Raw genomic sequence first — 24,751 nt, forward strand, 5'->3', positions numbered from 1 at the left:
TAGTAGTAGCTTTCGAGAAAATATAGGAGAAAGGAAGGAGCGGCGTGAGTTATAAAGAAATCAACGTAACCCAGACACGGGCGAAACAGGAAGCCTGGAAAAACCTGCTGAAAAAGCCGCTCCCTGAACGAGACGGCTACGTCAAGGACGAGCACACCTTATCCTTGCCGCGTCTCGCCGCCCGCGTCCTTGGAACTCCGCATGATGCAACCGATTATTTTATTTATTTACATGAATTATACGAAACTGACGGCATGCATATTTTAAGTGAAACCCTCAACCGGCATATTGAGCCGGAGCACTTTCAAGCGCTCCAGCGGATTCATATGATTAATCAGGAAGAAAAGGGATTGTCCGTGAATCGATTTGTGGCTTTCTTAGATGGTGAACAGCTCATTGTCCGTCATCCAAACCCAGTGATGAACCGGCATATCCGCCTTTCGTTAATCCAGGTGTTTGAACATTTCAAGCAGCTGCATGAAGGGGGATTCCAGCATCCTGATTTCCGCCGCGTGCTGCTAGATGTGGTGAAGTTTTCAAATAATCATCTAGGACCATGGCTGAAGGAAGGAAATTTGGAAGAAAAAATGCCAGCTGTCATTTGGTATGGAGAGGCGAATAAAAGTCAGCTTTATTTTCTTTACTATGTCATGCTGATTGGCTGTGATGTGGTGCTGTTTCATCCAGAAGGCAAGGATCAATTTCGTGAATTAGATCCAGAAGAAAAGCTGACTTTTATTGATCAGTATCCAGGGACGTCAAAGCTTGAACCGTTCCCTACTGAAAAGCCTGAGAGGAAATCAACGGTGGCGTACCGTTCGACAAGAGAGCTTGAAGAGGTACTTCACACAGAAGATTCCATGCTGTATAAGCCATGGCAATTCAGAGATCATACTCCTCATTCCATTACGCTAAAGACAACGTATGATGAGCTGTTTTTAATTGCAAAGGAACGGTCGTTTATCCGCCCGAATTTCAAAGCAGACCGTGACACCATACAGATTCCGAATCTTTTTGCGAAGATGATGGGGGTGACGAGAGACAAGCGAGAATATTGGGACCGTATCCATACGCTAATGGAGGGGAAAGAAACGAAAACGATCCGTCATTTCCCTTTCACACAAGAAGTGTCTTCGAATTATCAATTTCATTATCAGCATGCACTTTCTAAAGCAGGAGAGGTTGACCCTGATTTGTTAATGAAAAGCAATGTGTGGCAGTTCTCGCATTTATATGAGGGCACGCAACGTGCGATCGCAGAGGCCATTTCTCGCATATGTCAGCATCCGAAGCTGTTAAAAGAAGGGCATGAGACCGAATTAGATGTGCGTATTTATTTATTCAAGCAGCTTCTGCATATGAACCAAGATGTAATTGAACTCATTCAAACCTTTGATTATGCCCAGACTGTACCGAAAGTGATTTTATACCATACGGAATATAATGGTGAGCTGACTCGTTCTGATGCGGCTGCCCTGATTTTCCTAAATGAAATGGGTGTGGATCTCTTCGTGTATCATCCCGCCGGCTATCAGTGTATAGAGCGGTATATTGACGATCAATTATTTGATACACATTGGCTTGATGAAATGGTCATGAACCAAGAGTTTAAAGAGCCGTCTATTGTGAGAAAGTTATTTCAATCCATTAAAAACCGATAAGGAGATCAAAGCTTATGACAAATACAAACGGAAATGACATCATTTCAATTGATAAAGAGGAAATCACGATTGAAAAGGCAGACGATATTCGCGTTCAGCTGCGCAATGAACCAGAAGTCCAAAACATTGCGAGACAGATTGATGCCAAAAATCAGCTTGAACTGCTTGAATACGGGAAACAGCCGGCTGTCGAAATCTCTAAGTTTTCTGATCGTATCCTCTCTATGATGCGTTCAACAAGTGTCACAGACTCAGGAACGATGCTTACACAGCTTGGAAAGATTATGGATCGTTTTGATAAAAATGATTTTGACGAGCCGAAGGGCGGTTTGTTGTCAAAAATCTTTAAACGCGGCGGTAGCATGATCGAAAAGATTTTCAGCAAATATCAAACGCTCGGTGCAGAAATTGAAAAAATCAATGTGGAAATCAGTAAATACAAAGATGAAATGACCAAATCGACGGTTACGCTTGAAGAAATGTATGAGCATAACATTCAATACTATATGGAGCTTGAAAAGTATGTCGTCGCAGGGCAAATGAAGATCGAAGAATTAAAACAATTGGTTCCTTCTTATGAAGAAAAAGCGGCGGGGGGAAACCAGCTGGCACAAATGGAGCTGGATACGCTTCGTAATGGGATTCAAGCGCTTGAAGAGCGTGTATATGATCTTGATATGGCACGGATGGTGGCACTTCAAACGGCACCGCAAATCCGTTTGCTGCAGCGTGGTAATACGAAATTAATCGGGAAAATTAACTCTGCCTTCATCATTACGATTCCGATTTTCAAAAATGGAATCATTCAAGCGGTAACAGCGAAGAGACAAAAGCTTGTGGCTGATTCCATGAGTGAACTGGACAGAAGAACGAATGAAATGCTGAAACGAAATGCTGAAAATATCTCAAGTCAAAGTGTTGAGATTGCTAAATTATCAGGTCGTCCAAGCATCGACATTGAAACGATCGAATCATCCTTCAATACGATTGTACAAGGGATGAAAGAGACGAAGCAGATTGAAGAAGAAAACAAACGATTACGTGAGGACGGAACAAAACGTATGCTTGAGCTTCAAGATAATATTAAGAAAGCTGCCCTAGAGTCCTAAAAAAACAGGCTGTCTGTAACTAAAGTTGCAGGCAGTTTTTTCATGAATTTGATTAAAATTTGAGGAAAAAGGTTTTTATGTGACCTTTTTCGGGTAAATCCTGTTCAGGGGCATGGTTCACCCATGAAAGAAAAAGTCCGCTATCACAAGGATTCGACTTATTTTTTAGCACAATAAGGAATTTCCAGTAAAATATTGTCTGGTGAGAGAAAATACCCCGTAAAATATGTAGTTTATGAAGCATTCTATAGGATTTACGAGTAATACGGCGTATAAACTGTAATCACCAGACCTCTATATGGAATTCATACATATTGTACGGAAATAAGCGAATTCTAAAGATTGTTCGCATCATAACGCTTATGTTACGGTTATAAAGATGCTAATTTGGAGGGAAAAAATGAATTCTGAAGAGAGAAAGATCAAAATCAAGATAAATAATGTATCTAAAATTTTCGGTAAAAATGCTAAAAAAGCATCTCAAATGCTTGAAAAAGGGAAGACAAAAAGAGAAATCCTAAAAGAGACCGGCGCAACAGTTGGTGTCAATCGAGCAAATTTTGATGTTTATGACGGCGAGATATTTGTCATCATGGGGCTATCAGGGAGCGGAAAGTCCACACTTGTGCGGCTGCTAAATAGGTTAATCGAACCAACCTCCGGAGAAATTTATATTGATGGGGATATGATAACAAATATGTCAAAGGATCAATTGCGTGAAGTCAGACGGAAAAAGATCAGCATGGTCTTCCAAAACTTCGCATTGTTCCCGCATCGTACCATTCTGGAGAATACAGAATACGGGCTTGAATTGCAAGGTGTAGAGAAAGAACAGCGCCGCTCTAAAGCGCTTGAATCTTTAAAGCTTGTTGGACTTGAAGGTTTTGAAGAGCAGTATCCAAATCAATTAAGTGGCGGTATGCAGCAGCGTGTTGGATTGGCACGTGCACTAGCTAATGACCCTGATATTTTGTTAATGGATGAAGCATTCAGCGCACTAGATCCATTAATTCGTAAAGACATGCAGGATGAATTGCTTGAGCTTCATACGTCTGTAGGAAAAACAATTATTTTCATCACGCATGATTTAGATGAAGCGCTTCGTATTGGCGACCGCATTGTCCTCATGAAAGACGGGAATATCGTTCAAATCGGAACACCAGAAGAAATTCTGATGAACCCATCGAACGAGTATGTTGAACGTTTCGTTGAAGATGTAGACCTTTCTAAAGTATTAACCGCTGGTCATATTATGAAACGTGCAGAAACAGTTCAGCTTGATAAAGGGGCACGTGTTGCGCTCACGCTCATGAAGAACCTTGGTATTTCGTCTATCTATGCAGTAGATAAGAAAAAGCATTTATTAGGTGTTATTTCTGCACAAGCAGCGAAAAAAGCGGCAGAAACGGGTGCGTCGCTAGAAACTGTTCTTGATAAAGAATTTACGACAGTATTGGAATCAACGTATTTAACAGAGATCTTTGACGCGGTGTCTGATGCGAACATTCCAATTGCCGTTGTAGATGAGAAAAACAGAATGAAGGGTATTGTGGTCAGAGGTGCATTGATTGGTGCATTATCAGGTAATGATGAATATATCAACATGTCTTCTAACGAGCTAGAGGAAATTAAAGCACAAGAGCCTTCTGCACAGGAGGTAGAATAAGATGTTTAGTATGAGTGATTTACCTAGAATTCCGTTCGCGGATTATATCGATCAATTTGTTGACTGGTTAACATTAACCTTTGGTGGTTTCTTTGATGGCATCACAAATGGATTAGCTGGAACAGTAAATGGTATTGTAGCTGCACTTGGCGTGATTCCATCTATTATTTTAACGCTTATCTTTGCCGGCATTGCTTGGTGGATCAGTACAAGAGGAGTTGCTCTTTTCACACTTATTGGATTCTTACTGATCGACTATTTAGGCTACTGGCAGCCAATGCTGCAAACACTTGCGCTCGTTCTGACAGCTGTGGTCATTTCTATCGTGATCGGGGTTCCGATCGGTATTTGGGCATCACAGAAGGAAACGGTGCGTAAAATTGTCACACCTATTTTAGACTTAATGCAGACAATGCCTGCATTCGTATACCTTTTACCAGCGATCTTCTTCTTTAATATTGGAGTTGTTCCTGGCGTTGTGGCATCGGTTATTTTCTCTATGCCGCCAACGATTCGTATGACCATTCTCGGTATTAAACAAGTACCAGCGGATTTGATTGAAGCAACAGAGGCTTTTGGTTCTACGACATTCCAGCGTTTGTTCAAAGTTCAGCTTCCACTTGCTACAAAAACCATCTTAGCTGGGATTAACCAAAGTATCATGCTTGCTCTATCCATGGTCGTCATTGCGGCAATGGTAGGTGCACCAGGACTTGGTTCGGAAGTATATAGTGCAGTAACTCAGCTGAAAACAGGGATTGGTTTTGAAGCTGGTATTGCCATTGTTATCGTAGCGATCACACTAGATCGTATTACACAAAACATTAAAACGAAAAAAACCAGGGGGAATGCTTAATGTGGAAAAAGTCTCTCTACATTGGGATGACCGCCCTGCTCGTCTTTTTACTAGCGGCTTGTGGTGCACAATCAGATTCAAATGCAAGTGCAGCACAGCAGGTCAATAAAACGATTATCGGGATTGATCCGGGTTCAGGTATTATGGCCTTAACCGATCAAGCGAAAAAGGATTACGGTTTAGAGGATTGGACGGTTGTATCTGCCTCAAGTGCAGCGATGACAGCGACATTGAAGAAATCGTATGACCGTAAAAAACCGATTATCATCACTGGCTGGAATCCTCACTGGATGTTTTCCCGCTACGATTTGAAATATTTAGATGATCCGAAAAAATCATATGGTGACGAAGAAGAAATTCACACCATTTCTCGTAAAGGATTTGCGAAGGATCAGCCGGAAGCAGCCAAAATGCTCAGTCAGTTTAAATGGTCTCAAGATGACATGGGTGAAGTGATGCTTGATATTCAGGATGGCGTCAAACCAAAGGATGCTGCTGTTAAATATGTGAAAAAGCATAAAGATCAAGTAGCGAAATGGACAAAAGGCGTGAAAAAGTCAAACGGTGACAAAATCAATCTTGCCTACGTTGCGTGGGATAGTGAGATTGCAAGTACCAATGTGGCCGCAGAGGTATTGCGTGAACTTGGCTTTAAAGTGACCTTGACTCAGGTTGAAGCGGGCCCAATGTGGACTGCAATTGCAACCGGAAGTGCTGATGCATCATTATCTGCATGGCTTCCAAATACGCATAAAACGTATGCAGCGAAGTTTAAAGGAAAATATGATGATCTCGGTACAAGTATGAAGGGTCTTCGCATGGGTCTCGTTGTTCCGACTTATATGAAAAACGTCAACTCGATCGAAGATTTGAAAAAATAGCCAATTGTATAACAGTTCCCTTATAATAGAAGGGAGCATATGGAAAAAACAGTCTGCTCAAAAAGCGACTGCTTTTTCTTATATATAAGGATGGTGGATGAGTTGTCGATGGTGGAAAAACCAATGATGATTTTCCTGCACGGTGGAGGCGTAAGCAGCTGGATGTGGCAGGAGCATATGGAAATATTCAAGGAAACGTATGAATGCTATACCCCTGATTTTATCGGACACGGGACAAGAGCAAATGAAAAGTCGTTTTCCATGCGAGAAAGTGCTCTTGAAATCATTTCATGGATAAAGGAGCATGCACATGGTCGTACAGTCATTCTAATTGGCTTCTCTCTAGGTGCACAGGTAGCCGTTGATGTGTTATCGAGAGAGCCAGACATCGCAGACATCGCCATCATCAATAGCGCCCTTGTGTTGCCATTACCATGGCTCTATTTGATGGTAAGACCCATTTTACCTCTTACATATCCGTTATTAAAGAAAGATTGGTTCATCCAGCTGCAAGCAGAAAAGATGGGACTTCCAAACGATGTACTGGATCATTATGCAGCGGATTCCAAACAATTGCAGAAGAAGACGCTGCTTACGATGTTTCAAGAAAACCTTCATTACAAGCTCCCTGACACGTTTCAACAAGCGAAGGCACGGATTCTTTTGACAGTGGGAGAAAAGGAAAAGGGCATTATGACTAGGTCAGCAGAAAAAATCACGAATGCACACCCGAATGCAGTGGGGGTCATCGTTCCTGACATTGGACATACGTTTACTTTTGAAAAGAAAGAACTTTTTGTCGACATGATCAAAAGCTTTATAGAAGAGCGTGCGTTACCAGCGGAATTAAAGGAAATAAGGAAGCTAGGCCATTTAGAAAGTGAAGATGAGCATAAAAGGGGCAGGCATGTATAAGACATTGTATGATATAGGTATAAAACGCTTACAGATGAATTGGTGTATGGATGGAAGCTGGTAAGTGAGCCATGAAGGAGGAAGCATGAGTAAAAACTATATCATATTTGGTGCGAGTCAAGGATTAGGGGATGCCTTTGTAAAAGGTCTTCCTTCAAGTGGAGATACAGTATGGATTGTGTCACGAAGTGAACCAAGCAGTTTGAACATAGACGATGGGGTGCGTAGAATCTGGCTGAAGATCGATTTATCAAGCCAAACCCATATCCCTTTTATGCTCGAAGCATTGAAGGATCAGACAATTGATGTACTCATTTATAACGTCGGTTTATGGGAGAAACGCGGCTTTGAAGATGATTATTCTTTCGATCATGATCAACCGGAGGATATCGCTCATTTAATCAATGTGAACGTTACCTCAACGATTACCTACATCCAAGCTCTGCTCCCGCACGTAAGGACATCTGAGAATGGAAAGATCATCGTCATTGGTTCTACTGCGGGACTTGACCATACGAATTTGTCTCAGGTTTCTTTTGTTGCTTCTAAATTTGGGCTTCGTGGTATTGTGAACGCACTAAGAGAGCACGTAAGGAAAGATAAAATATCCGTTACCTGTATCAATCCAGGGGAGCTGGCGGCAGAAGTTCCGTACGAAGATGGCGCTGAAAAAGCCATTGCTCTGTATGATGAAACGAGAATACCTGTACAAGATATTGTCGAGCTGGCGAGATGTGTTATTCATCTATCCAGGGTGTCCTGTGTCAAAGAAATCAATGTCCCGGCAATGACAGATGTGAATGCGTAAAATAAAGGAGACCACCCGCTTCAGGAAAGACGGGTGGTTTTTTTATTTTACGATGAATGCTGCTGAAGTGTTTTGTATACAGCTTCCGTCAAAATCTCAATGCCGGTAAAAATCGCAGAGCGATCGAATGTCATATAAGGGTGATGAAGCCCAGGTTTTAAATCACAGCCTAAACCGAGCATCGTCGATTTAATATGAGGAAGCTTTGCTGCATAAAAATGAAAGTCCTCTCCGCCTGTCGTTACGATCGGTGGATCGAGCTGTTCTTTGCCTAGCACTTGCTCTATGGCATGTGACATGATCTCCACAGCTTCTTCATTTAATGTCGCAGCTGGAAGACGATGATCAGTTGAAAGTGTGATAGAGGCGCCAAAAGCATCCGCTACAGAATGGCATGCTCTTTCAATTTCCTTTTCTAATTCATCCATCACTTCGTTTGTCTGTGCCCGAACGTCGAGTGTAAAAGAGGCCTTGCCAGGGATGATGTTGGAGCTGCCGCCACCTGCATTTAAATTGGTCATTTTCACAGAATGGGCGACTCGTGGATCGACATGGATATGTGCCAGTCTCTGCACAAGCGTAGATGCAACTTCGATGACGTTGACCCCAAGGTGCGGGCGTGCACCGTGTGCTTCCTCCCCTAGAATGGTTCCGACGTAATGATTACTTGATCCGTGCAAAATGGCAGGAGCGCAGCGTCCGTTTAAGGTTTCTTGAATTGGGCGCACATGCACCCCGTATAAATAATCGACGTCAGCTAACACACCTTTTTCGATCATCTTTAAAGCGCCGCCGCCTCTTTCTTCGGCAGGCTGAAAAATGAATCGGATCGTGCCACTTGGGAGTTCTTTTTCTTTCAATGCCATGAATGTCCCAAGTGCCATCGTCATATGAGCATCGTGTCCGCATGAATGGTTGGCTTGAAATACGCCATCTACTTCCTGCCACAATGCGTCAATATCGGCTCTCACAGCGACTACTGGTGCGCCTTCCCCAATTTCACCGATTACCCCTGTACAGTCTTCAAATGTTCTCGTTTTACAGCCTGCTTTCTTTAATAGATCTTCAATATAAGCCGTCGTATTTGTCTCTTCCCAGCTGATTTCTGGATGGGCGTGCAGATGTTCAAAGATGTCTGTCACGGTTTGTTTCATCTCGTTTGTCAAAGTTGTCATGAGAAGCCTCCTTGCTGACAGATAATCTGCCAAAACATTCTTTTAGTGAAATAATATTGATCTTAAATATCATCAGTGTTTATAATATAACACATCATTTGATTATTCAGAAAATTAAGTGAAATTCCGATCGGGACAAAGGGGTTTTGACAGATGAAAACAGCGACAGTATCAGCACCTGAGAAACAAAAAAGAAAACTTCAGATGCCGGATGCGTATGTACTCTTATTTATGATTGCTTTAATTTGTACGATCGCAACGTATTTTGTACCAGCCGGTGAATTTGATCGGAAAACGTCAGGAGAGATCACAACAGCTGTTCCTGGCAGTTATCACCGTATTGATCAATCACCAGTTAGTCCGGTTGGTTTTTTTACAGCGATTCAAGAAGGGATGGTTGGTTCATCCTCTATTATTTTTCTGATTCTTTTTACTGGCGGAACCATTGCAATTTTGGAAAAGACAGGTGCCATTAACGGGATGATTCACAATGTCATCAGCCGGTTCCAAACGAAACAGCTATTGTTTATTTGTATTGTTGGCGGATTGTTTTCTGTACTTGGGACGACCGGAATTGTGGTGAACTCGGTCATTGGCTTTATTCCTATTGGAATCATTGTGGCACGTTCTTTAAAGTGGGATGCAGTGGCGGGAGCGGCGGTTATTTACATCGGCTGTTATGCAGGTTTTAACGCAACCATTTTGTCTCCATCTCCATTAGGCTTATCACAAACGATTGCAGAACTGCCGATTTTTTCTGGTATTGGTCTGCGTGTCATCATTTATCTTTGTTTTCTTCTATCTAGTATTGTGTACATCTATTTATATACAAAACGCCTGAAAAATAAAGAAAAGGGGAGCCTGCTTGGTGACGAGTGGTTTCCTGCTAAAGGGCTTGGAGGAGCTGATGCGGAATCTGTGGACAAGCCTGAATTCACCGGCAGACATAAGCTGATTTTAGCGGTGTGTGGTTTGTCGCTTGGGGGTTTTTTGTATGGTGCGCTTCAGCTTGGCTGGACCGATAAGGAAATGGCTGGTGTGTTTATTTTCATGGCAATTGCTGCTGGCCTGCTTGGCGGATTAGCTGCCAATGATATTGCAAAAACGTTTATTGTCGGCTGTCAAAGCCTTGTATACGGCGCACTCATTGTCGGCATGGCACGCTGCATTTCAGTCATTTTGGAAAACGGCAAGCTGCTTGATACTGTGGTGAATGGGCTTGCGAGTATGCTGACAGGGTTTAGTCCAATCGCTGGTGCGATCGGCATGTATATCGCCAGTGCGCTCCTTCACTTTTTGATTTCATCAGGGTCAGGGGAAGCGGTTGTCTTTATACCGATTCTTGCGCCGCTTGCTGATTTAATGGGTATCACGAGACAAGTAGCGGTAGAAGCAGTGATGCTCGGTGAAGGGGTGGTCAACTGCGTGAATCCGACTTCAGGTGTGTTGATGGCTGTCTTGGCTGCAAGTGGGATTCCTTACGTGAAATGGCTGCGTTTTATGGTGCCGCTTGCGCTCATTTGGTTCGTCATCGGCCTTGTCTTTATTTGTATCGGTGTCATGATCAATTGGGGACCTTATTAAATAAGAAAGAAGCTGCCAAAGAGTGTTTGGCAGCTTTTTTCTTATGAGAAAATGTATGGGGACAGCGGTTTAAAACCACAATAAGAGTGTTCACAAAATGGCTACATTATTTTTTTGAGCAATCCCCTTGCAAAAGTTTGTGAAGTGTTGCACAATAAGAATGTGAAATACTTCACATAAGAAAAACAACCTAGTTTTACTCAGGAGGATGAGATAAATGACAAACGAAAAAGTAAACAAAGTAGCACTTATTGGAGCAGGTTTTGTCGGCAGCAGTTATGCCTTTACATTAATAAATCAAGCAATCACAGATGAATTGGTAGTCATCGATTTGAATCAAGATAAAGCAATGGGTGACGTCATGGATTTAAACCACGGGAAAGCATTCGCCCCGCATCCTGTGAATACTTGGTATGGAGATTATGAGGATTGTCAGGATGCTGACATTGTATGTATCTGTGCTGGTGCAAACCAAAAGCCAGGTGAAACGAGACTTGACCTTGTTGAGAAAAATTTAAATATATTTAAAGGCATTGTAGACAATGTGATGAAAAGTGGATTCGATGGTATTTTCTTAGTTGCTACGAACCCAGTTGATATTTTGACTTATGCGACTTGGAAATTCAGCGGACTACCAAAAGAACGAGTGATTGGCAGTGGAACAACGCTTGATACGGCAAGATTCAGATACATGCTTAGTGAGTACTTTGAAGCAGCGGCGCACAATGTGCATGCGTACATCATTGGAGAGCATGGGGATACAGAGCTTGCTGTTTGGAGCCATGCGAATATCGGAAGTGTACCGATCACAGAATTAATGAAGAGAAATGACCAATACAAACAAGAAGATTTAGACGACATCATGGAAAATGTCCGTCATGCCGCTTACCAAATCATTGAGAAAAAAGGCGCGACTTATTACGGCGTAGCGATGAGTTTAGCCCGTATTACTAGAGCCATTTTGCACAATGAAAACAGCATTTTGACTGTCAGCACTTATTTAGATGGAGAATACGGAGCAGAAGATGTCTACATTGGTGTACCTGCCCTCGTGAATCGAAATGGTGCAACTGAAGTGATGGAGCTCGCACTGAATGACACAGAAAAAGAAAAATTCACGCGCAGTGTGAATGTGTTAAAAGAGATTTTAGCTCCTCATTTTTAATCAATCAAAGGCAACCTATCTGAGCAGAAAAGGATGAATCACTATGTGGCAGCAAATATATGATCCGTTTGGTAATGAGTTCGTTAGTGCATTGGTGGCCATGCTTCCAATCTTGTTTTTCCTACTTGCATTGACTGTATTTAAGTTAAAAGGGGTATTAGCCGCTTGTTTTACCTTGATTGTCAGTTTTGTAACAGCTGTTTTCTTCTTTCATATGCCAATTGAAAAAGCATTATCTGCTGTGGTGCTCGGTGTATCTAATGGGCTGTGGCCAATTGGATATATCGTCATCATGGCCGTATGGCTCTATAAAATTGCTGTGAAGTCTGGAAAGTTCGATGTCATTCGTTCTAGTATTGCAGGAATTTCTCAAGATCAACGGTTACAGCTCTTATTAATTGGTTTTAGTTTTAACGCATTTTTAGAGGGAGCCGCTGGATTCGGTGTACCGATTGCGATTAGTGCCGCTCTTTTAACAGAGCTTGGGTTTAAACCACTAAAAGCCGCCATGCTCTGCTTGATTGCAAATGCTGCGTCTGGCGCTTTTGGTGCAGTAGGTATCCCGGTTATTACAGGGGCGCAAATGGGAAATATGACGCCGCTTGAGCTGTCTCAAACCCTTGTGTACACCATTCCGTTTATTTCTTTCTGTATCCCGTTTCTGCTGATTCTCATTGTAGACGGCTTTAAAGGGATCAAAGAAACGCTTCCAGCCTTGCTTGTTGTGAGTGGAAGCTACGCGATTCTGCAGGCTGTTACAATGGTCACCATGGGTCCTGAGCTTGCCAATATTATTTCAGCTTTAGCGAGTATGGGAATTCTGGCACTATTTCTTCGAAAATGGCAGCCAAAACACATTTACCGTGAAGAAGGCGCGCCGGCCATTGAACAAAAACAAACGTTTAGCGGAGTTGAGGTGCTGAAGGCTTGGTCTCCGTTTTATATCTTAACGGCTGTCATTACAGTATGGAGTCTGCCTGCATTTAAAGCATTGTTTGCTGAGGGAGGCCCGCTTAATTGGACAACCATTTTAGTGAAAATGCCGTTTCTGCATCAGCAAATTGTGAAATTACCGCCAATTGCTCAAACAGAAACACCGATTGATGCGATCTTTAAAATTGATGTTATTAGTGCAACAGGTACCGCCATTCTAATTGCGGTGATGCTGACAGGATTGTTCAGCAGACATATTACATTAAAAGAAGGGTCTGCCTGCTTGAATGCAGCGGTCAAAGAGCTTTGGGTTCCTGTTCTTACGATTTGTTTTGTCATGGGCTTTGCCAATTTGGCGAACTTTGCAGGCCTAAGTTCTGCTATCGGACTAGCGCTTGCTAAAACAGGCGATTTATTCCCGCTTGTCAGCCCAGTGCTTGGCTGGATCGGCGTGTTTATTACGGGATCTGTTGTGAGTAACAATGCCTTATTCGGTAACCTTCAAGCAGTCACCGCTTCTCAAATCGGCTCTCAGGCAGGTTTGTTAATCGGGGCAAATACGACCGGCGGTGTGATGGCGAAATTAATTTCTCCACAATCTATTGCCATTGCAACAGCAGCTGTTGGAGAAACAGGTAAAGAATCTGAGCTCTTCCAAAAAACAGTGAAGTACAGCTTCATTTTGCTCGGCATCGTATGTATATGGACATTCATTCTTGCTCAATTTGTATAGGTTGATCGATTGATTGAAAAATGAAAGACTGAGAGATTTCTCAGTCTTTTTTTATGTGGATTCTCGTGTGACAAGCCGAGTAGGCAGCTGAATATGTTCACGTTGTAATGGTTTTTGATCTTGCAGCAGCTGAATCATTTGTTTGACAGACTGCTGGCCAAGCTCGACGATGGGGATGTCGATGGTCGTGATCGTTGGAGCTGTCACCTCGCAAATGTCTTGGTTGTCATAACCGATCACCGCTAAATCCTTAGGAATGTGATATCCATATGAAATGGCTTGTTTAATGAGGCCTGCTGCCACTTGATCATTGCCGGTGAAAATCGCATCCGGCGCATCCGGCATCCGGTGGATTAAGTCCATCAAACGAAAGCCGTCTTCAATGGTAAAAGCCTCGCCGAACAGCCAATCTTCTTTAAGCGGCAAACCGTGATCAGAAAGCGCATCAAGATAGCCTTGCTTTCTTTGTTTTTGCGCTTCACTGCTTTCTGTATCAAAGCAAAATCCAATGGACGTACGCCCTGATTGAATCAAGTAGTCAACCGCTTTATAGGCAGCTTCCCGCTCATCATATCCGATAATCGGAATGTCTGCTGTTTGATGATACTCATTTGCCATGACGATCGGGCCGTTTGCTAAAAATGGATCGATTGTTTCCCACTTATTTTCTAACGCCCCCAATATGACACCATCTACTTCTTTTCTTTTTAATAATTGAAGCCCTTCAAGTTCTACTGATTCTTGATAAAACGTCTGGAGCACGATGGCTTTATACCCTTGATCCAGTGCTTCCTTTGAAATGCCTTTAATCAATTGTGCAAAAAAAGGATGGTCCACAGCTGGAACAGACACAGCAATGGTTTTTGTCTGATGTGACCGAAGGGTGCGGGCTGCTGAGCTTGGTGTATACTCCATTTCCTTCATCACCTGTAAAATGTGCTGTCGCTTTTCTTCTGATACATATGGATGGTTGTTCAGCACCCGAGAAACAGTGGTCGTTGAAACCCCGCAGCGTTTGGCAATTTCATAAATTGTACACATATTAACAAATCCTTTACACAAAGTTATTGTTCTGAAATCGATAACATCATTTACAATGTGAAACAAGTTAAATATTAACAAATGGAATTGATTAATTGGAGGGAATGGAATGCAATTATTGACGAAGATATCAGGTAAAAGCAAGGATTATCTACCGTTGCTGGATATGATCAATCAAGGTGTTCAAGTAAAGGCTGATTCAGTTGAAAAGAATCTAGCGAATGATAAGCTTGCTGCGTTCCTTGAGCAAGATATTGCGCGTACGGGTTTGGAAAAAATTCTCTTCCATTATAAACAAAATAAGGAAAAAAAGATACCGTTCCTGCCGGTCGATAAACTGATTTCGGAGGATGAGATCGATGATATTATGCAGGTGCTGAAAGAAGTATTAAGTTCAGGCCGTTTTACATCAGGCCCTTATATTCCAAAGTTTGAAAAGACGCTCGCAGCGTACTTAGGGAAAAAATATGTCATTGCCACATCAAGTGGAACAGATGCCTTGATGATCAGTTTAATATCAGCAGGCGTCCACCCTGGAGATGAGGTCATCCTACCTGCCAACAGCTTTGCTGCAACAGAAAATGCAGTGCTTGCGATTGGTGCGGTTCCAGTCTATGCCGATATTGATCCAGACACCTACTGCCTAGCGCCGAATGAAATAGAAAAGCATATCACAGATAAGACAGTATGTATTCTCCCGGTTCATTTGTATGGAAAGCAAGCGGATATGAAGGCCATTTCGACGATTGCGAAACGGCATGGTCTATCCATCATTGAGGATGGATGTCAGGCGATTGGCAGCAGCGGGCTTGGGGCATTTGGGGATGGACTTGTTCTCAGCTTTAACCCGTACAAAAACCTTGGAGTTTGCGGGAAGGCTGGAGCCATCGCAACAAATGATGAAGCCTTAGCCGAAAAATGCATGGAAATCAGCTATCACGGTTTTGAACCAGGAAAGAAAAATGTCAAGCGCAGTGACTATGGCTTTAATTCCAAGATTGATAACTTACAGGCCGCAATCGGGCTAGAACGAATGAAATATTTAGGTTTACAAAACTTTAAACGCTTTTACTTGGCAAAGAGATACATAGATCAGCTGCAAACGCTGGAAGACGAAGGCTACATAAAGCTTCCGAAGCTGACAGAGGATCACGTATGGCATCTATTCCCGATGAGAGTGGTGAAGGGAAGCCGAGATGAGCTGGCAGAGCAATTACTGGAAATGGGCATAGAAACAGACGTCTATTACCCGATTTTATCGCATCAGCATCAAACGAATCTTGTTTCTCAAAAGTATAGACAAACGGAACTACCACATACGGAAAAAGCCGTACAGCAATTACTTCACTTGCCGCTTTACCCAGGAATGCCGCTGCAAGATCAGGAGAAAGTCATCGAGGGGGTCCATCATGTTATCAAATCTTCCATTCAATAAAAAGCTGCTGCATCAACCGCAACATCCGCAATGGATCGTCTTCTGTGATTTCGATGAAACCTATTATTCTCACGGAATGACCGAGGAGCAGAGAGAGGATGTAAAGCGCCTGGAAGCTTTTGTGGCAGAAAAGAGCGAAGCCGGACAGCTCATGCTGGGCTGGGTGACGGGAAGCAGCCTCGATTCTGTTACGAGCAAAATGGAGAAAGGCGGTTTCTATCAATTCCCGCATTTTATTGCGTCGAATTTAGGAACTGAAATTGTGTATACATCAGATGGGAAATTTGGACAGCCGGATGCAGAATGGATGAAACGGCTTGATGCACAGGGCTTTTCAGACGAAAAAATCGAAGATATTCTGCAAAGCGTACGTGAAAAGGGGATCACTCTTAGGCCGCAAACGCAGCTGGGCAGCTCTGGGTATAAAAAGAATTTCTATTATCAGGAGCAGGATGAACGGACAGACCTTCATCATCTATCATTCATCCAAACACTTGCGAAGGAGCGGGGAGTGGCGGTGAACATCAACAAATGCAACCCGCTTGCGGGAGACCCGGCGGATTGCTATGACGTTGATTTTTTACCAGTGGCAACAGGGAAGGATGAAATCGTTCGGTTTATGCTGAATCAATATAACCTGTCAAAAGATAAGGGCTTTGCTTTTGGTGATAGTGGGAATGACCTGCGGATGCTTCAATCCGTCACGCACGGCTTTCTTGTCCAAAATGCAACAGCCGAAGCCAAACGGCACCATCATCAAATTTGTCATCATGGGTATGCAAAAGGAATCTATGAAACATTGAAAACAGTGATGTATAAACATGAGGAGGCACATTCATGAAGAAAATTGGAATTGTTGGAGCAGGGAATATTGCAAAAGCACATGCTAGAGCATTATCAACGATCAAAGGTGCAGAATTATCTGGGGTCTATGACTTGCACGAATCCGTTGCACAAGGATTTATTAAACAGTACGGCGGACGGGTGTATTCCAGTATCGAAACACTAGCGGATGCATCAGATGGATTGATCATTGCTTCCCCTAACTTCTGTCACAAGGACCATGCCCTTCAGGCGCTTAGAGCGGGACAGCCGATTTTATGTGAAAAACCGATGGCTGTATCGTTAAAAGAAGCGAAGGAAATGGTGGAGACAGCCAAACAGTTCCAGGTTCAAGCCAGTATGGGCTTTAACTATCGCTATTTATCCTTTGTGAATATTTTGAAGAACTTGATTGCCAATGGTGAATTAGGACGCGTTTTGACAGTACGGACACATTTTAAAAAAAATAGTGCCCTTAGAAGAAAGACATTTTCGTGGAGAGACAGCGGCGAAAGTCTGCGTACAAGTGGTGCATTAGGAGATTTAGGGATTCATTTGATTGATATGCTGTGGTACTTATTTGGCAGTGAAATGAAAAAAGAATCCCTTAATACGAAGATGCTGACACATGTAAAGGAAAAGGAAGAGAAAAAGGTACAGGTCGATGACCATACCGAAATTTTTGGGCAAATGGAGAATCAAGTGTTCTTTCATTTGGTGACGTCCAAAAGTACGCAGCCCGAGGAATGTGGATTTAGTGTAGAAGTGGTGGGGCATGACAAGGTTTTCAAATACCATACAAACATGAAAAACGAATATGAGATCAGTGATGGCTTGTGTGTAGAGCGTCATCAAATGCCGCAAACATTGCTGACAGATCCGCCGAATGAATTTTATGGATGGTCTGATACATTCCGTGATCAGCTGATGCATTGGGTGAATACAGATCCTTATCCATCTCATATGAAGGTGGCCGATTTTGCAGATGGTTATCGCGCGCAGGCTGCGCTGAATACGTGCTTCGAGAGGGAAGAGGCTGCCGTCTCTGCCCGCGCATATTAATGAAGAGGTGGAGCGGAGGATATCATGACTCCGCTCCTTTTTAGAGGAAGTGAAAAGATGAAAAAGGTGTTTTATTTTGGCTGTATCTTTTATTTTTTTATTGGGACCATTCATGTGTTTTTTGGCAGTTTAACGCCTTATTTGCTGTCTAGTTATGATAAGGGTCCTGGGGAATTATCTTCTTTAATCTTCTTTCAGTTTATTGGCTTTTTGACAGGCGTTCTTTTGTCGCCCATTCTTGTGAGGAAAAAAGGCTACGGCGCTGTTCTGACGATGGGATTGCTGCTGATGATCGGAGCGCTTCTTCTTGGCCTTTTGGTACCAGGTTGGACGATTCTTGTGGTGGCAGGTTTTTTCCTTGGGAGCGGTGCAGGCAGTCTTGAGACGACGGCCGGGGCGTATGTCATTTCAATGGCAAACAGTGCAAAGCGAATCAGCATCATGGAGGTCTTTTTTGGATTAGGTGCGCTATTATTTCCTCTATTGATTCTGCTGACTGTAACAGAGGAAACGTGGCATTATGTGTTTTTATTTCAAGTCGGTGCACTGACTTTTTTCCTTATGCTGTGGCTTACTTTTATGAATAAACTCCCTCGTGGGCAGATGGCGGCTCCTGTTCAAGACATGAAGAAACCGTCCTTGCTGTTTGATCGAGGGAATCGAATGATTGTGGTGCTTATGATCTGTTTTGCGTTTTTCTACGCAGGAATTGAAACGAACTTTGCGAACTTTTTACCGTCGATCATGCTGGAAAAAGGGGGAGACAACTGGGGTCTTTTTGCGGTCTCTACTTTTTGGACAGCGATCGTCATTGGCAGAACTGTCATTGCGAGAAAAGCCGATCAGCTGCATCCGCTGCGTTTTTTAAAACTAAGTGCAGCACTTATGATTGTGCTGCTCGCCGTATTTGCTCTAGCCACCCACATCGCTGCGCAGCTGATTCTTATCTTTTTCATCGGTCTGTGCGCAGCTGGCATGTTCCCCATTGCCTTGACGGCTTCTGCATTAATGATTGAAAATGCCATCGACGAGGCAACGAGTTATTTTATTGCCGCCGCTAGTTTAGGTGGAGCCTGTTTGTCCTTTTTGATTGGGTTTAGCCTTGAGTGGGCAGGTGCGGCAAGCGCCGTCTTTGTTTTCGCCTTTTTAGCTGTTCTCCTTTTTGCGGCTGCCATTCAAATGAATCGATCTCGGAAAAAAGAAACCATACCCACACAGCCGCCGGCGATGAAAGCCGATCGATAAGCAGCTGATCTGGTGGCTCCTCCTTTTGTATAGCTTATCTTCAGAAAAGGTGACGAAGGACTTGTACTAAAACAACGAAAGCGTGAATAACATGTACAAGTCAGCATCAAAAGGAGGACGTCTATGTGGCGGTGTTTTTTGGTTATATCTTTTTAGGGTTGTCACTTTCAGCGCCTGTTGGGCCAGTCAATGCAGCCCAAATCGACAGAGGGATTAAAAGTGGATTTTGGCACGCTTGGATTTTTGGTGTGGGGGCTATGGCTGCGGATATTGTCTATATGATCCTCATCTATTTTGGTGTCGCCCAGCTTTTGACTGCACCTCTTGTGAAAACCTTTTTGTGGCTGTTCGGCTTTTTCGTTCTGACCTATACCGGTATTGAAAGCCTTCGTAAAATCAATTTGCATGAAAGCCCAAAGAAGGACGGAGGAAACACGTCGATCGGGCATTCGTTCATGACGGGATTTTTCATTTCCCTTTCCAATCCGCTTAGTATATTATTTTGGCTTGGGATCTATGGCAGTATTTTAGCCAATACGATTGAAAAGTACGGGGCATCTCAAATGCTGATGTACAGCATCGCTATTTTCATCGGCATGCTCTTATGGGATTTCTGTATGGCGCTGCTCGCCAGTACGTTTAGACGATATTTAAATGAACGGATTTTGCACGGCTTATCCGTTCTGGCAGGTCTCTCTTTACTCGGCTTCGGTGCTTACTTTGGATATCAAGGGATCATGGCGCTCATTGGATAGAATGGTTGATAAGAAAAAGGGCTAAAATCTAAATCATTTTAGCCCTTTTTCATATTTGACAATAATAGGACACTCTTCAATAATGATGGAAGATACATAAAATTGAAGGAGTTTTTGCCATGCGTATGTTCCTGCCAGCATTCAACTATGTGTGTATGCTGATTTTGTCTGTGATCACAGCGACATTCGTTTATACCATGTTGTTTGCCCCACCTGAATCCAGATTCAGTTATGTGGAGGTCACCAGTCTTTTTATTTTGATCGCGTATGTCCTATTTGCTGCACCTATCCAAATGGTTTTACACCGTCATCCTGAGAAGTTTCGGCGCCGTGATTTATTGGTTTATTTTATCGGGGCGTGGGTGGTTTGTTCGGCGCTTGCTTTATGGATTGATTATGGTGTTGTCGTCTTTATTAGCTACAAAGTTTATCTATTTAGCTTTTGCGCGGCCTTTATTTATTGGCTGCTTGATTCAGTCTTTTTAAAGAAGAAGAATCAATCATAAAGGTTTTTCCCGTTTTTTCTCCTGAAAATGAACGTGTATGACCTTCGAGAATCCGCTTGATACAAAAGCAAGAGCCGTCATCAGAAGGACCCAGTATAGATTGCTAAGGTCAAATCCAGTATAAACGAAGATGAAAATCATCGAGATCACGGACGTTAATATGAGGACAGGCCATATCCGTTTAAATAGCAGATAACCAACAAATCCCCAAAGGAAAGCCATCACTGGTAGTGTAAATAAGATCAGATACATCGGATGGAGAAAAAGAAGACGCATGTCATTCACCCATTTCTTTTATGATGACCGACTCTATTAGATAGAGGCGGCTAAATGATGATATGCAGAAGCATACTCATACATGATTAGATAAATGGAAGTGAATTCCTGCTTCATTCTTTCAAATAAACCACCTTGTGAATGTCCAGTGAAAGTCGTTGAAGGACAGTCACCACAGCTTTTTCCTCCTCATAGGCTATGGAGAAGACGCTAAAACGAGGTGGAAAAAAATGGCCCAGCTGTATGCAAAAAGTTGCCTTGATCAAAATCTACGATCACTAGATGAATGGAAGCAGGATGCTTTCACACAGTTTGGAGAAATGGTCGGGGATGAGGCAGATACATTTCCGTGTGTACCAGGCAGACAAGGATTTTTTCTCGATCATTTGCGTTATGGATTTGTCGGTGATCCGCGGGGAGAAGAGGCCGTGAATGAATTAGCAGAGCTTTTAAGGGAATACCAAAGCTGCTCTAGGGAAACCGGTCAATATGCTTCGTTCATTTGCTTTTTTGAAACACCGCAGGATATGAAGGAGTATTCGCTCGAAGAGTATGAGGAGCAGTTTTGGTCGATGGTTCAGCAATTACATCAAAAGGATGAAATGAAATGGCCAGAGGAAATTCCATCAGATCCTGAAAATCATGAATGGGAGTTTTGTTTTCATGGGGAGCCTTATTTTATTTTATGCGCGACACCAGCGCATAAGCTAAGAAAAAGCCGTCATTTTCCTTATGTGATGTGGGCCTTTCAACCAAGGTGGGTGTTTGAAAAGATGAACGGTTCCACCACATTTGGTCAAAAAATGAGTAAACTCGTTCGGAAGAGGCTGAAGGCGTATGATCAAGTTGATGTACATCCAGCATTAAAATGGTATGGGGATCAGAAAAATTTAGAATGGAAACAATATTTTCTCTCAGATGATGAGGCGGAGAAACCAGCCTCCGCCAAATGTCCATTTACTGCTTTAAAAAACATGATGAAATTATGATGCGGCCTGATCCTGTTTCCACTTTTTTCTCATAAAGAGTACCATGATGCCAATTACAGCAATGATTCCAAGGCTAATAAAAAAGCCAGGTCGTCCGCTTGCCTCTGTCAGAGTGCCTGAAACAGCTGCACCAATTAAGATCAGGGCAAGAACCATTTCGCACGTTTGGCGAGTGGATGGCTTTGACAGCTTTTTGCTTGAAAGCAGAATAAACACCCATGTGTACAAAAGAGTTAAACCGGCTGCTGTTGTGAGATGCTCGTAAATGTGTTTGGACAAAAAGAGTGCCAGCAAAATCGAGACAATCAACCCTGCAGCAGTTAAAAGAATTGAAGACCATCTGACATGAGATGGTTCTTTTTGTTTAAAACAAGCAGGTGCATCCTGATGCTCCGACATCGTGCCAAGCAGCGTCGTGACCGCATAGAGGGAGGCAACCAATGTGGAAAACCCGGCAATAATGAAAATGCCATTAAAGATATGAAGAAAAATGGATAAATGAAATGGCTCCAGTGATGTAATAAATGGACTGCTATTCTCGTTAAAGGCTGTCACTGGAACAAGCAAAAGCGCAAGTCCGATGGAGACGATATAAATGACAGCAAGAATGATCAGCATCACACGTCCAGATTTTGCGGCGTCCTTCGGGTCTTTTAAATGAACCGCCATCAGCCCCATGACTTCAATCCCCCCGAAAGCATAAAACGCATAAATTAGCCCATTCCATAAACCGAGCGGACCGAGCGGCATCCATTCGTGGTCTTTATTTGGCAGGTGTAGGGTGGGCCTATGCTCTGTGAGAATGCCGCATAAAACAAGAACGGCAAGAATCATAAACAGCAGAATCGCCCCGGTCTTCAGCACGGCAAGGACATTTTCCGTCTTTTGAAAAGAAGAAAGCCCAATGATAATCACAAGCAGGGCAAGAGCGGAATAAATCGCTGAAAACACCCATAGTGGAATGGATGGAAACCAGTGACGAGTAAAAAGAGAAATCGCCGTCAGCTGACTCCCTGTGATGAGCATTTCTGAAAACCAATACACCCAGCCATTACTAAAACCCGCCCAGCGCCCATAGGCTTTTCGGGCATAGGAACAAAATGATCCCTTATCTGGGTTTTCGGCTGTCATCGCAGCCAGGTGTTTAAAGACGAGATATGTGCCGACTGCCGCAAGCAAAAATGAAATGCAGACGGAATAACCGGACTTTGTAATGGCGATGCTGGAACCAAGGAAGAAACCAGTGCCGATTGTACAGCCGACTCCGATAAGAGAAAGCTGCCACCAAGATAAAGATTGTTCTTCTTTCAATGCATGTGCAACACCTTTCTGATTCAATAGCATTAGCTTGTGACCGCCTCTTTTTTTTATACATGATCAAGAGGACGTTTTGGGCATACTGTCAACATGGAAAGGAGTGCATGTGATGAACGGAGAATACGTGATTTTACCAAAGGATGGGCTTGGTTTTCGGTTAGGAAAAGGACAATGTATGCGAGTGGTTGATGTCGAAGGGCAGCAAGTAGCAGATGTGATGGCCTATCATGAAAAGGATTTTTATGAAAAATTTGATCAAGGCGCTACAATGGATAGCCTGTTCTCTTCCAAGGTGAAAAAGGGAGATCAGCTTTATTCTAATTTATATAAACCAATGTTTACGGTCATCGAAGATACAGTCGAATGTCATGATTTATATATGCCTGCGTGCCGGCAAGAAATGTATCAGCTCTTATATGGGCGTACGCACCTAGAGGTCATGCATACATGCTACGATAATCTCAGGACGGCCTTTGAGCCATTCGGGATTCCAAAAGAGGATATGTATTATCCTTTTAATGTCTTTATGAATACAGTCATTGATGATAAAGGAAAGTTGTCTGTCGAGCTGCCAAAATCGCTCTCCGGTGATTACATCCGCCTGCGTGCAGAAATGGACCTCATTGTCGCGGTGTCTGCATGTCCTGCCGACATTGGAAAATGCAATGGCTCAAGCTGTACATCCATCCGAGTGGAGATCGATTGAAAAGGAGAGACCAGTCAAAGCGGCTTGGTCTATTTCGTTTGTGAATGTTTGATCATTTATGAAAAAGGGGAACGTCTAAAAAATATCCTTTATCAAAACATGATATAATAAAGTGGCTAAAATCGTAGGTAAATCAATTGAAATGGAAGTAAAACCTGTTCTCTTCATGTAGAGGATGCTTAGGAGGAAAAGTGTATGAGTTTGCAGAAAAAAATCAGCCAAGAGTTGCATGTGCAGCCCTCAATTGACCCAAAGCAGGAGATCGAAAAACGGGTTGGATTTCTAAAGGCTTACTTGAAAAAGACCGGTGCAAAAGGATTCGTTCTCGGTATTAGCGGCGGACAGGATTCAACGCTTGCCGGCCGTCTCGCTCAGCTCGCTGTAAGTGAGCTTCGTCAAGAAGGAAAAGAGGATGCTGTCTTTATTGCAGTCCGTCTTCCGCATGGCACGCAGCAGGATGAAGACGATGCGCAGCTGGCTCTATCATTTATTCAGCCGGACAAGTCTTGGAAATATGATATCGCGCCTGCCGTGACGGCATTCAGTGAACAATACCAAAAGGAAACAGGCGGTGCGCTGTCTGATTTTAATAAAGGGAACGTCAAAGCACGCATGAGAATGATCGCACAGTATGCCGTCGGTGGACAGGAAGGCTTACTTGTCATTGGAACGGATCATGCAGCCGAAGCTGTGACGGGCTTTTTCACGAAGTATGGGGATGGCGGTGCAGATGTCCTTCCGCTCACAGGTTTAACGAAACGCCAAGGACGGTTGCTGCTTGAGACCCTTCAGGCGCCGGAGCGATTATACTTAAAGAAACCGACAGCCGATCTGCTGGATGACAAGCCTCAGCAAACGGATGAAACAGAACTTGGTATTACGTACAATGAAATTGATGATTACTTAGAAGGAAAACCAGTTTCAGATCAAGCAGCAGAAGCGATTGAAAAACGCTATGTTCAATCAGAACATAAACGTCAAGTACCAGCTTCTATGTTTGATGACTGGTGGAAATAAAATAAGTGACCTCTCCAGAAGATGGAGGGGTCTTTTTATGTCAAATTTCAGCTGAATTTGACAGAATGAATCGGAAATGGTTCATTAATTAGTA

23 protein-coding genes are annotated in these 24,751 nt (G+C 43.1%); 19 read left to right on the forward strand and 4 right to left on the reverse strand.

The annotated features are described in order from the left end of the window. The first annotated feature begins 44 nt into the window (after positions 1–44). The 7 genes from ABG082_RS01680 to ABG082_RS01710 all read left to right on the forward strand — a co-directional run bounded on the left by ABG082_RS01680 (position 45) and on the right by ABG082_RS01710 (position 7,896). Positions 45–1,661 (forward strand): YceG family protein, encoded by a 1,617-nt coding sequence (locus ABG082_RS01680; RefSeq protein ID WP_035703101.1) that lies wholly within the window; start codon positions 45–47, stop codon positions 1,659–1,661. A 14-nt stretch (positions 1,662–1,675) separates the two neighbouring features. Then, positions 1,676–2,770 carry a toxic anion resistance protein gene (locus ABG082_RS01685; RefSeq protein ID WP_007498324.1) on the forward strand — a complete coding sequence of 365 codons (1,095 nt, stop codon included), beginning with the start codon at positions 1,676–1,678 and terminating at the stop codon, positions 2,768–2,770. Between the two features lie 400 nt (positions 2,771–3,170). Next, on the forward strand, positions 3,171–4,436 hold the full coding sequence (gene opuAA / locus ABG082_RS01690; protein ID WP_008342124.1) for a glycine/proline betaine ABC transporter ATP-binding protein OpuAA: 1,266 nt from the start codon (positions 3,171–3,173) through the stop codon (positions 4,434–4,436). Positions 4,437–4,446: 10 nt separating this feature from the next. Continuing rightward, positions 4,447–5,292: a glycine/proline betaine ABC transporter permease subunit OpuAB gene (gene opuAB / locus ABG082_RS01695; protein WP_029575460.1), complete on the forward strand. Its 846-nt coding sequence runs from the start codon at positions 4,447–4,449 to the stop codon at positions 5,290–5,292. Continuing rightward, positions 5,292–6,173, forward strand: coding sequence for a glycine betaine ABC transporter substrate-binding protein (locus tag ABG082_RS01700; RefSeq protein WP_008342122.1), 882 nt, complete (start codon positions 5,292–5,294; stop codon positions 6,171–6,173). The genes opuAB and ABG082_RS01700 overlap by 1 nt, the downstream gene beginning before the upstream one ends. A 39-nt stretch (positions 6,174–6,212) precedes the next feature. Further along, a complete protein-coding gene (locus tag ABG082_RS01705) occupies positions 6,213–7,088 on the forward strand; it encodes an alpha/beta hydrolase (protein WP_348936454.1) in 876 nt (291 codons plus the stop codon). An 85-nt stretch (positions 7,089–7,173) separates the two neighbouring features. Then, positions 7,174–7,896 carry an SDR family oxidoreductase gene (locus tag ABG082_RS01710; protein WP_019743827.1) on the forward strand — a complete coding sequence of 241 codons (723 nt, stop codon included), beginning with the start codon at positions 7,174–7,176 and terminating at the stop codon, positions 7,894–7,896. Between the two features lie 47 nt (positions 7,897–7,943). Here ABG082_RS01710 and ABG082_RS01715 read toward each other — a convergent pair whose 3' ends face one another. Next, positions 7,944–9,071 carry a M20 peptidase aminoacylase family protein gene (locus tag ABG082_RS01715; RefSeq protein ID WP_311754544.1) on the reverse strand — a complete coding sequence of 376 codons (1,128 nt, stop codon included), beginning with the start codon at positions 9,069–9,071 and terminating at the stop codon, positions 7,944–7,946. Positions 9,072–9,224: 153 nt separating this feature from the next. On the opposite strand from ABG082_RS01715, the gene ABG082_RS01720 reads away from it, so the two are divergent. From ABG082_RS01720 to ABG082_RS01730, 3 genes are all read left to right on the forward strand, one after another. After that, entirely contained in the window at positions 9,225–10,655 is a 1,431-nt protein-coding gene (locus tag ABG082_RS01720) for a YfcC family protein (protein WP_007498311.1), read from the forward strand. A 217-nt stretch (positions 10,656–10,872) separates the two neighbouring features. Continuing rightward, the gene (locus ABG082_RS01725) at positions 10,873–11,820 is read left to right on the forward strand and encodes an L-lactate dehydrogenase (protein ID WP_348936455.1); all 948 of its coding nucleotides are present in this window, start codon (positions 10,873–10,875) and stop codon (positions 11,818–11,820) included. A gap of 43 nt (positions 11,821–11,863) precedes the next feature. Then, on the forward strand, positions 11,864–13,486 hold the full coding sequence (locus ABG082_RS01730; protein WP_035390535.1) for an L-lactate permease: 1,623 nt from the start codon (positions 11,864–11,866) through the stop codon (positions 13,484–13,486). A 51-nt stretch (positions 13,487–13,537) separates the two neighbouring features. Here the strand turns inward: ABG082_RS01730 and ABG082_RS01735 are convergent, their stop codons facing one another. Continuing rightward, positions 13,538–14,527, reverse strand: coding sequence for a LacI family DNA-binding transcriptional regulator (locus ABG082_RS01735; RefSeq protein WP_348936456.1), 990 nt, complete (start codon positions 14,525–14,527; stop codon positions 13,538–13,540). A gap of 109 nt (positions 14,528–14,636) precedes the next feature. On the opposite strand from ABG082_RS01735, the gene ABG082_RS01740 reads away from it, so the two are divergent. The 6 genes from ABG082_RS01740 (at position 14,637) to ABG082_RS01765 (ending at position 20,352) form a co-directional block, all read left to right on the forward strand. After that, positions 14,637–15,962 carry a DegT/DnrJ/EryC1/StrS family aminotransferase gene (locus tag ABG082_RS01740; RefSeq protein ID WP_348936457.1) on the forward strand — a complete coding sequence of 442 codons (1,326 nt, stop codon included), beginning with the start codon at positions 14,637–14,639 and terminating at the stop codon, positions 15,960–15,962. After that, positions 15,937–16,803, forward strand: coding sequence for an HAD-IIB family hydrolase (locus ABG082_RS01745; RefSeq protein ID WP_348936458.1), 867 nt, complete (start codon positions 15,937–15,939; stop codon positions 16,801–16,803). Before ABG082_RS01740 ends, ABG082_RS01745 begins: the two co-directional genes overlap by 26 nt. Further along, positions 16,800–17,846, forward strand: a complete 1,047-nt coding sequence (locus ABG082_RS01750) for a Gfo/Idh/MocA family oxidoreductase (protein WP_008342113.1) — start codon at positions 16,800–16,802, stop codon at positions 17,844–17,846. The genes ABG082_RS01745 and ABG082_RS01750 overlap by 4 nt, the downstream gene beginning before the upstream one ends. Before the next feature lie 57 nt (positions 17,847–17,903). Continuing rightward, positions 17,904–19,091, forward strand: a complete 1,188-nt coding sequence (locus ABG082_RS01755; RefSeq protein ID WP_019743826.1) for an MFS transporter — start codon at positions 17,904–17,906, stop codon at positions 19,089–19,091. Between the two features lie 125 nt (positions 19,092–19,216). Continuing rightward, the gene (locus ABG082_RS01760) at positions 19,217–19,846 is read left to right on the forward strand and encodes a LysE family translocator (RefSeq protein ID WP_008342111.1); all 630 of its coding nucleotides are present in this window, start codon (positions 19,217–19,219) and stop codon (positions 19,844–19,846) included. A gap of 119 nt (positions 19,847–19,965) precedes the next feature. Continuing rightward, the gene (locus ABG082_RS01765; RefSeq protein WP_050826910.1) at positions 19,966–20,352 is read left to right on the forward strand and encodes a UPF0715 family protein; all 387 of its coding nucleotides are present in this window, start codon (positions 19,966–19,968) and stop codon (positions 20,350–20,352) included. On the opposite strand, the gene ABG082_RS01770 is transcribed toward ABG082_RS01765, so the two are convergent. Further along, positions 20,347–20,628, reverse strand: a complete 282-nt coding sequence (locus ABG082_RS01770; protein WP_008342109.1) for a DUF2651 family protein — start codon at positions 20,626–20,628, stop codon at positions 20,347–20,349. The two genes, ABG082_RS01765 and ABG082_RS01770, sit on opposite strands and share 6 nt — an antisense overlap. A 230-nt stretch (positions 20,629–20,858) precedes the next feature. On the opposite strand from ABG082_RS01770, the gene ABG082_RS01775 reads away from it, so the two are divergent. Further along, positions 20,859–21,617, forward strand: coding sequence for a YqcI/YcgG family protein (locus tag ABG082_RS01775; protein ID WP_017366569.1), 759 nt, complete (start codon positions 20,859–20,861; stop codon positions 21,615–21,617). Here the strand turns inward: ABG082_RS01775 and ABG082_RS01780 are convergent. Further along, positions 21,612–22,961 carry an amino acid permease gene (locus ABG082_RS01780; RefSeq protein WP_008342107.1) on the reverse strand — a complete coding sequence of 450 codons (1,350 nt, stop codon included), beginning with the start codon at positions 22,959–22,961 and terminating at the stop codon, positions 21,612–21,614. The two genes, ABG082_RS01775 and ABG082_RS01780, sit on opposite strands and share 6 nt — an antisense overlap. Before the next feature lie 82 nt (positions 22,962–23,043). Here ABG082_RS01780 and ABG082_RS01785 point away from each other — a divergent pair, with 82 nt between their 5' ends. Together ABG082_RS01785 and nadE are read left to right on the forward strand one after the other, a co-directional pair. Then, positions 23,044–23,640, forward strand: coding sequence for an urea carboxylase-associated family protein (locus ABG082_RS01785; protein ID WP_008342104.1), 597 nt, complete (start codon positions 23,044–23,046; stop codon positions 23,638–23,640). Positions 23,641–23,835: 195 nt separating this feature from the next. Continuing rightward, positions 23,836–24,657, forward strand: a complete 822-nt coding sequence (gene nadE, locus ABG082_RS01790; protein ID WP_007498287.1) for an ammonia-dependent NAD(+) synthetase — start codon at positions 23,836–23,838, stop codon at positions 24,655–24,657. The last annotated feature ends 94 nt before the right edge of the window (positions 24,658–24,751 follow it).

The sequence above is a fragment of the Bacillus sp. BS1807G30 genome (genome assembly GCF_040047675.1).
Lineage (GTDB): Bacteria > Bacillota > Bacilli > Bacillales > Bacillaceae > Bacillus > Bacillus altitudinis.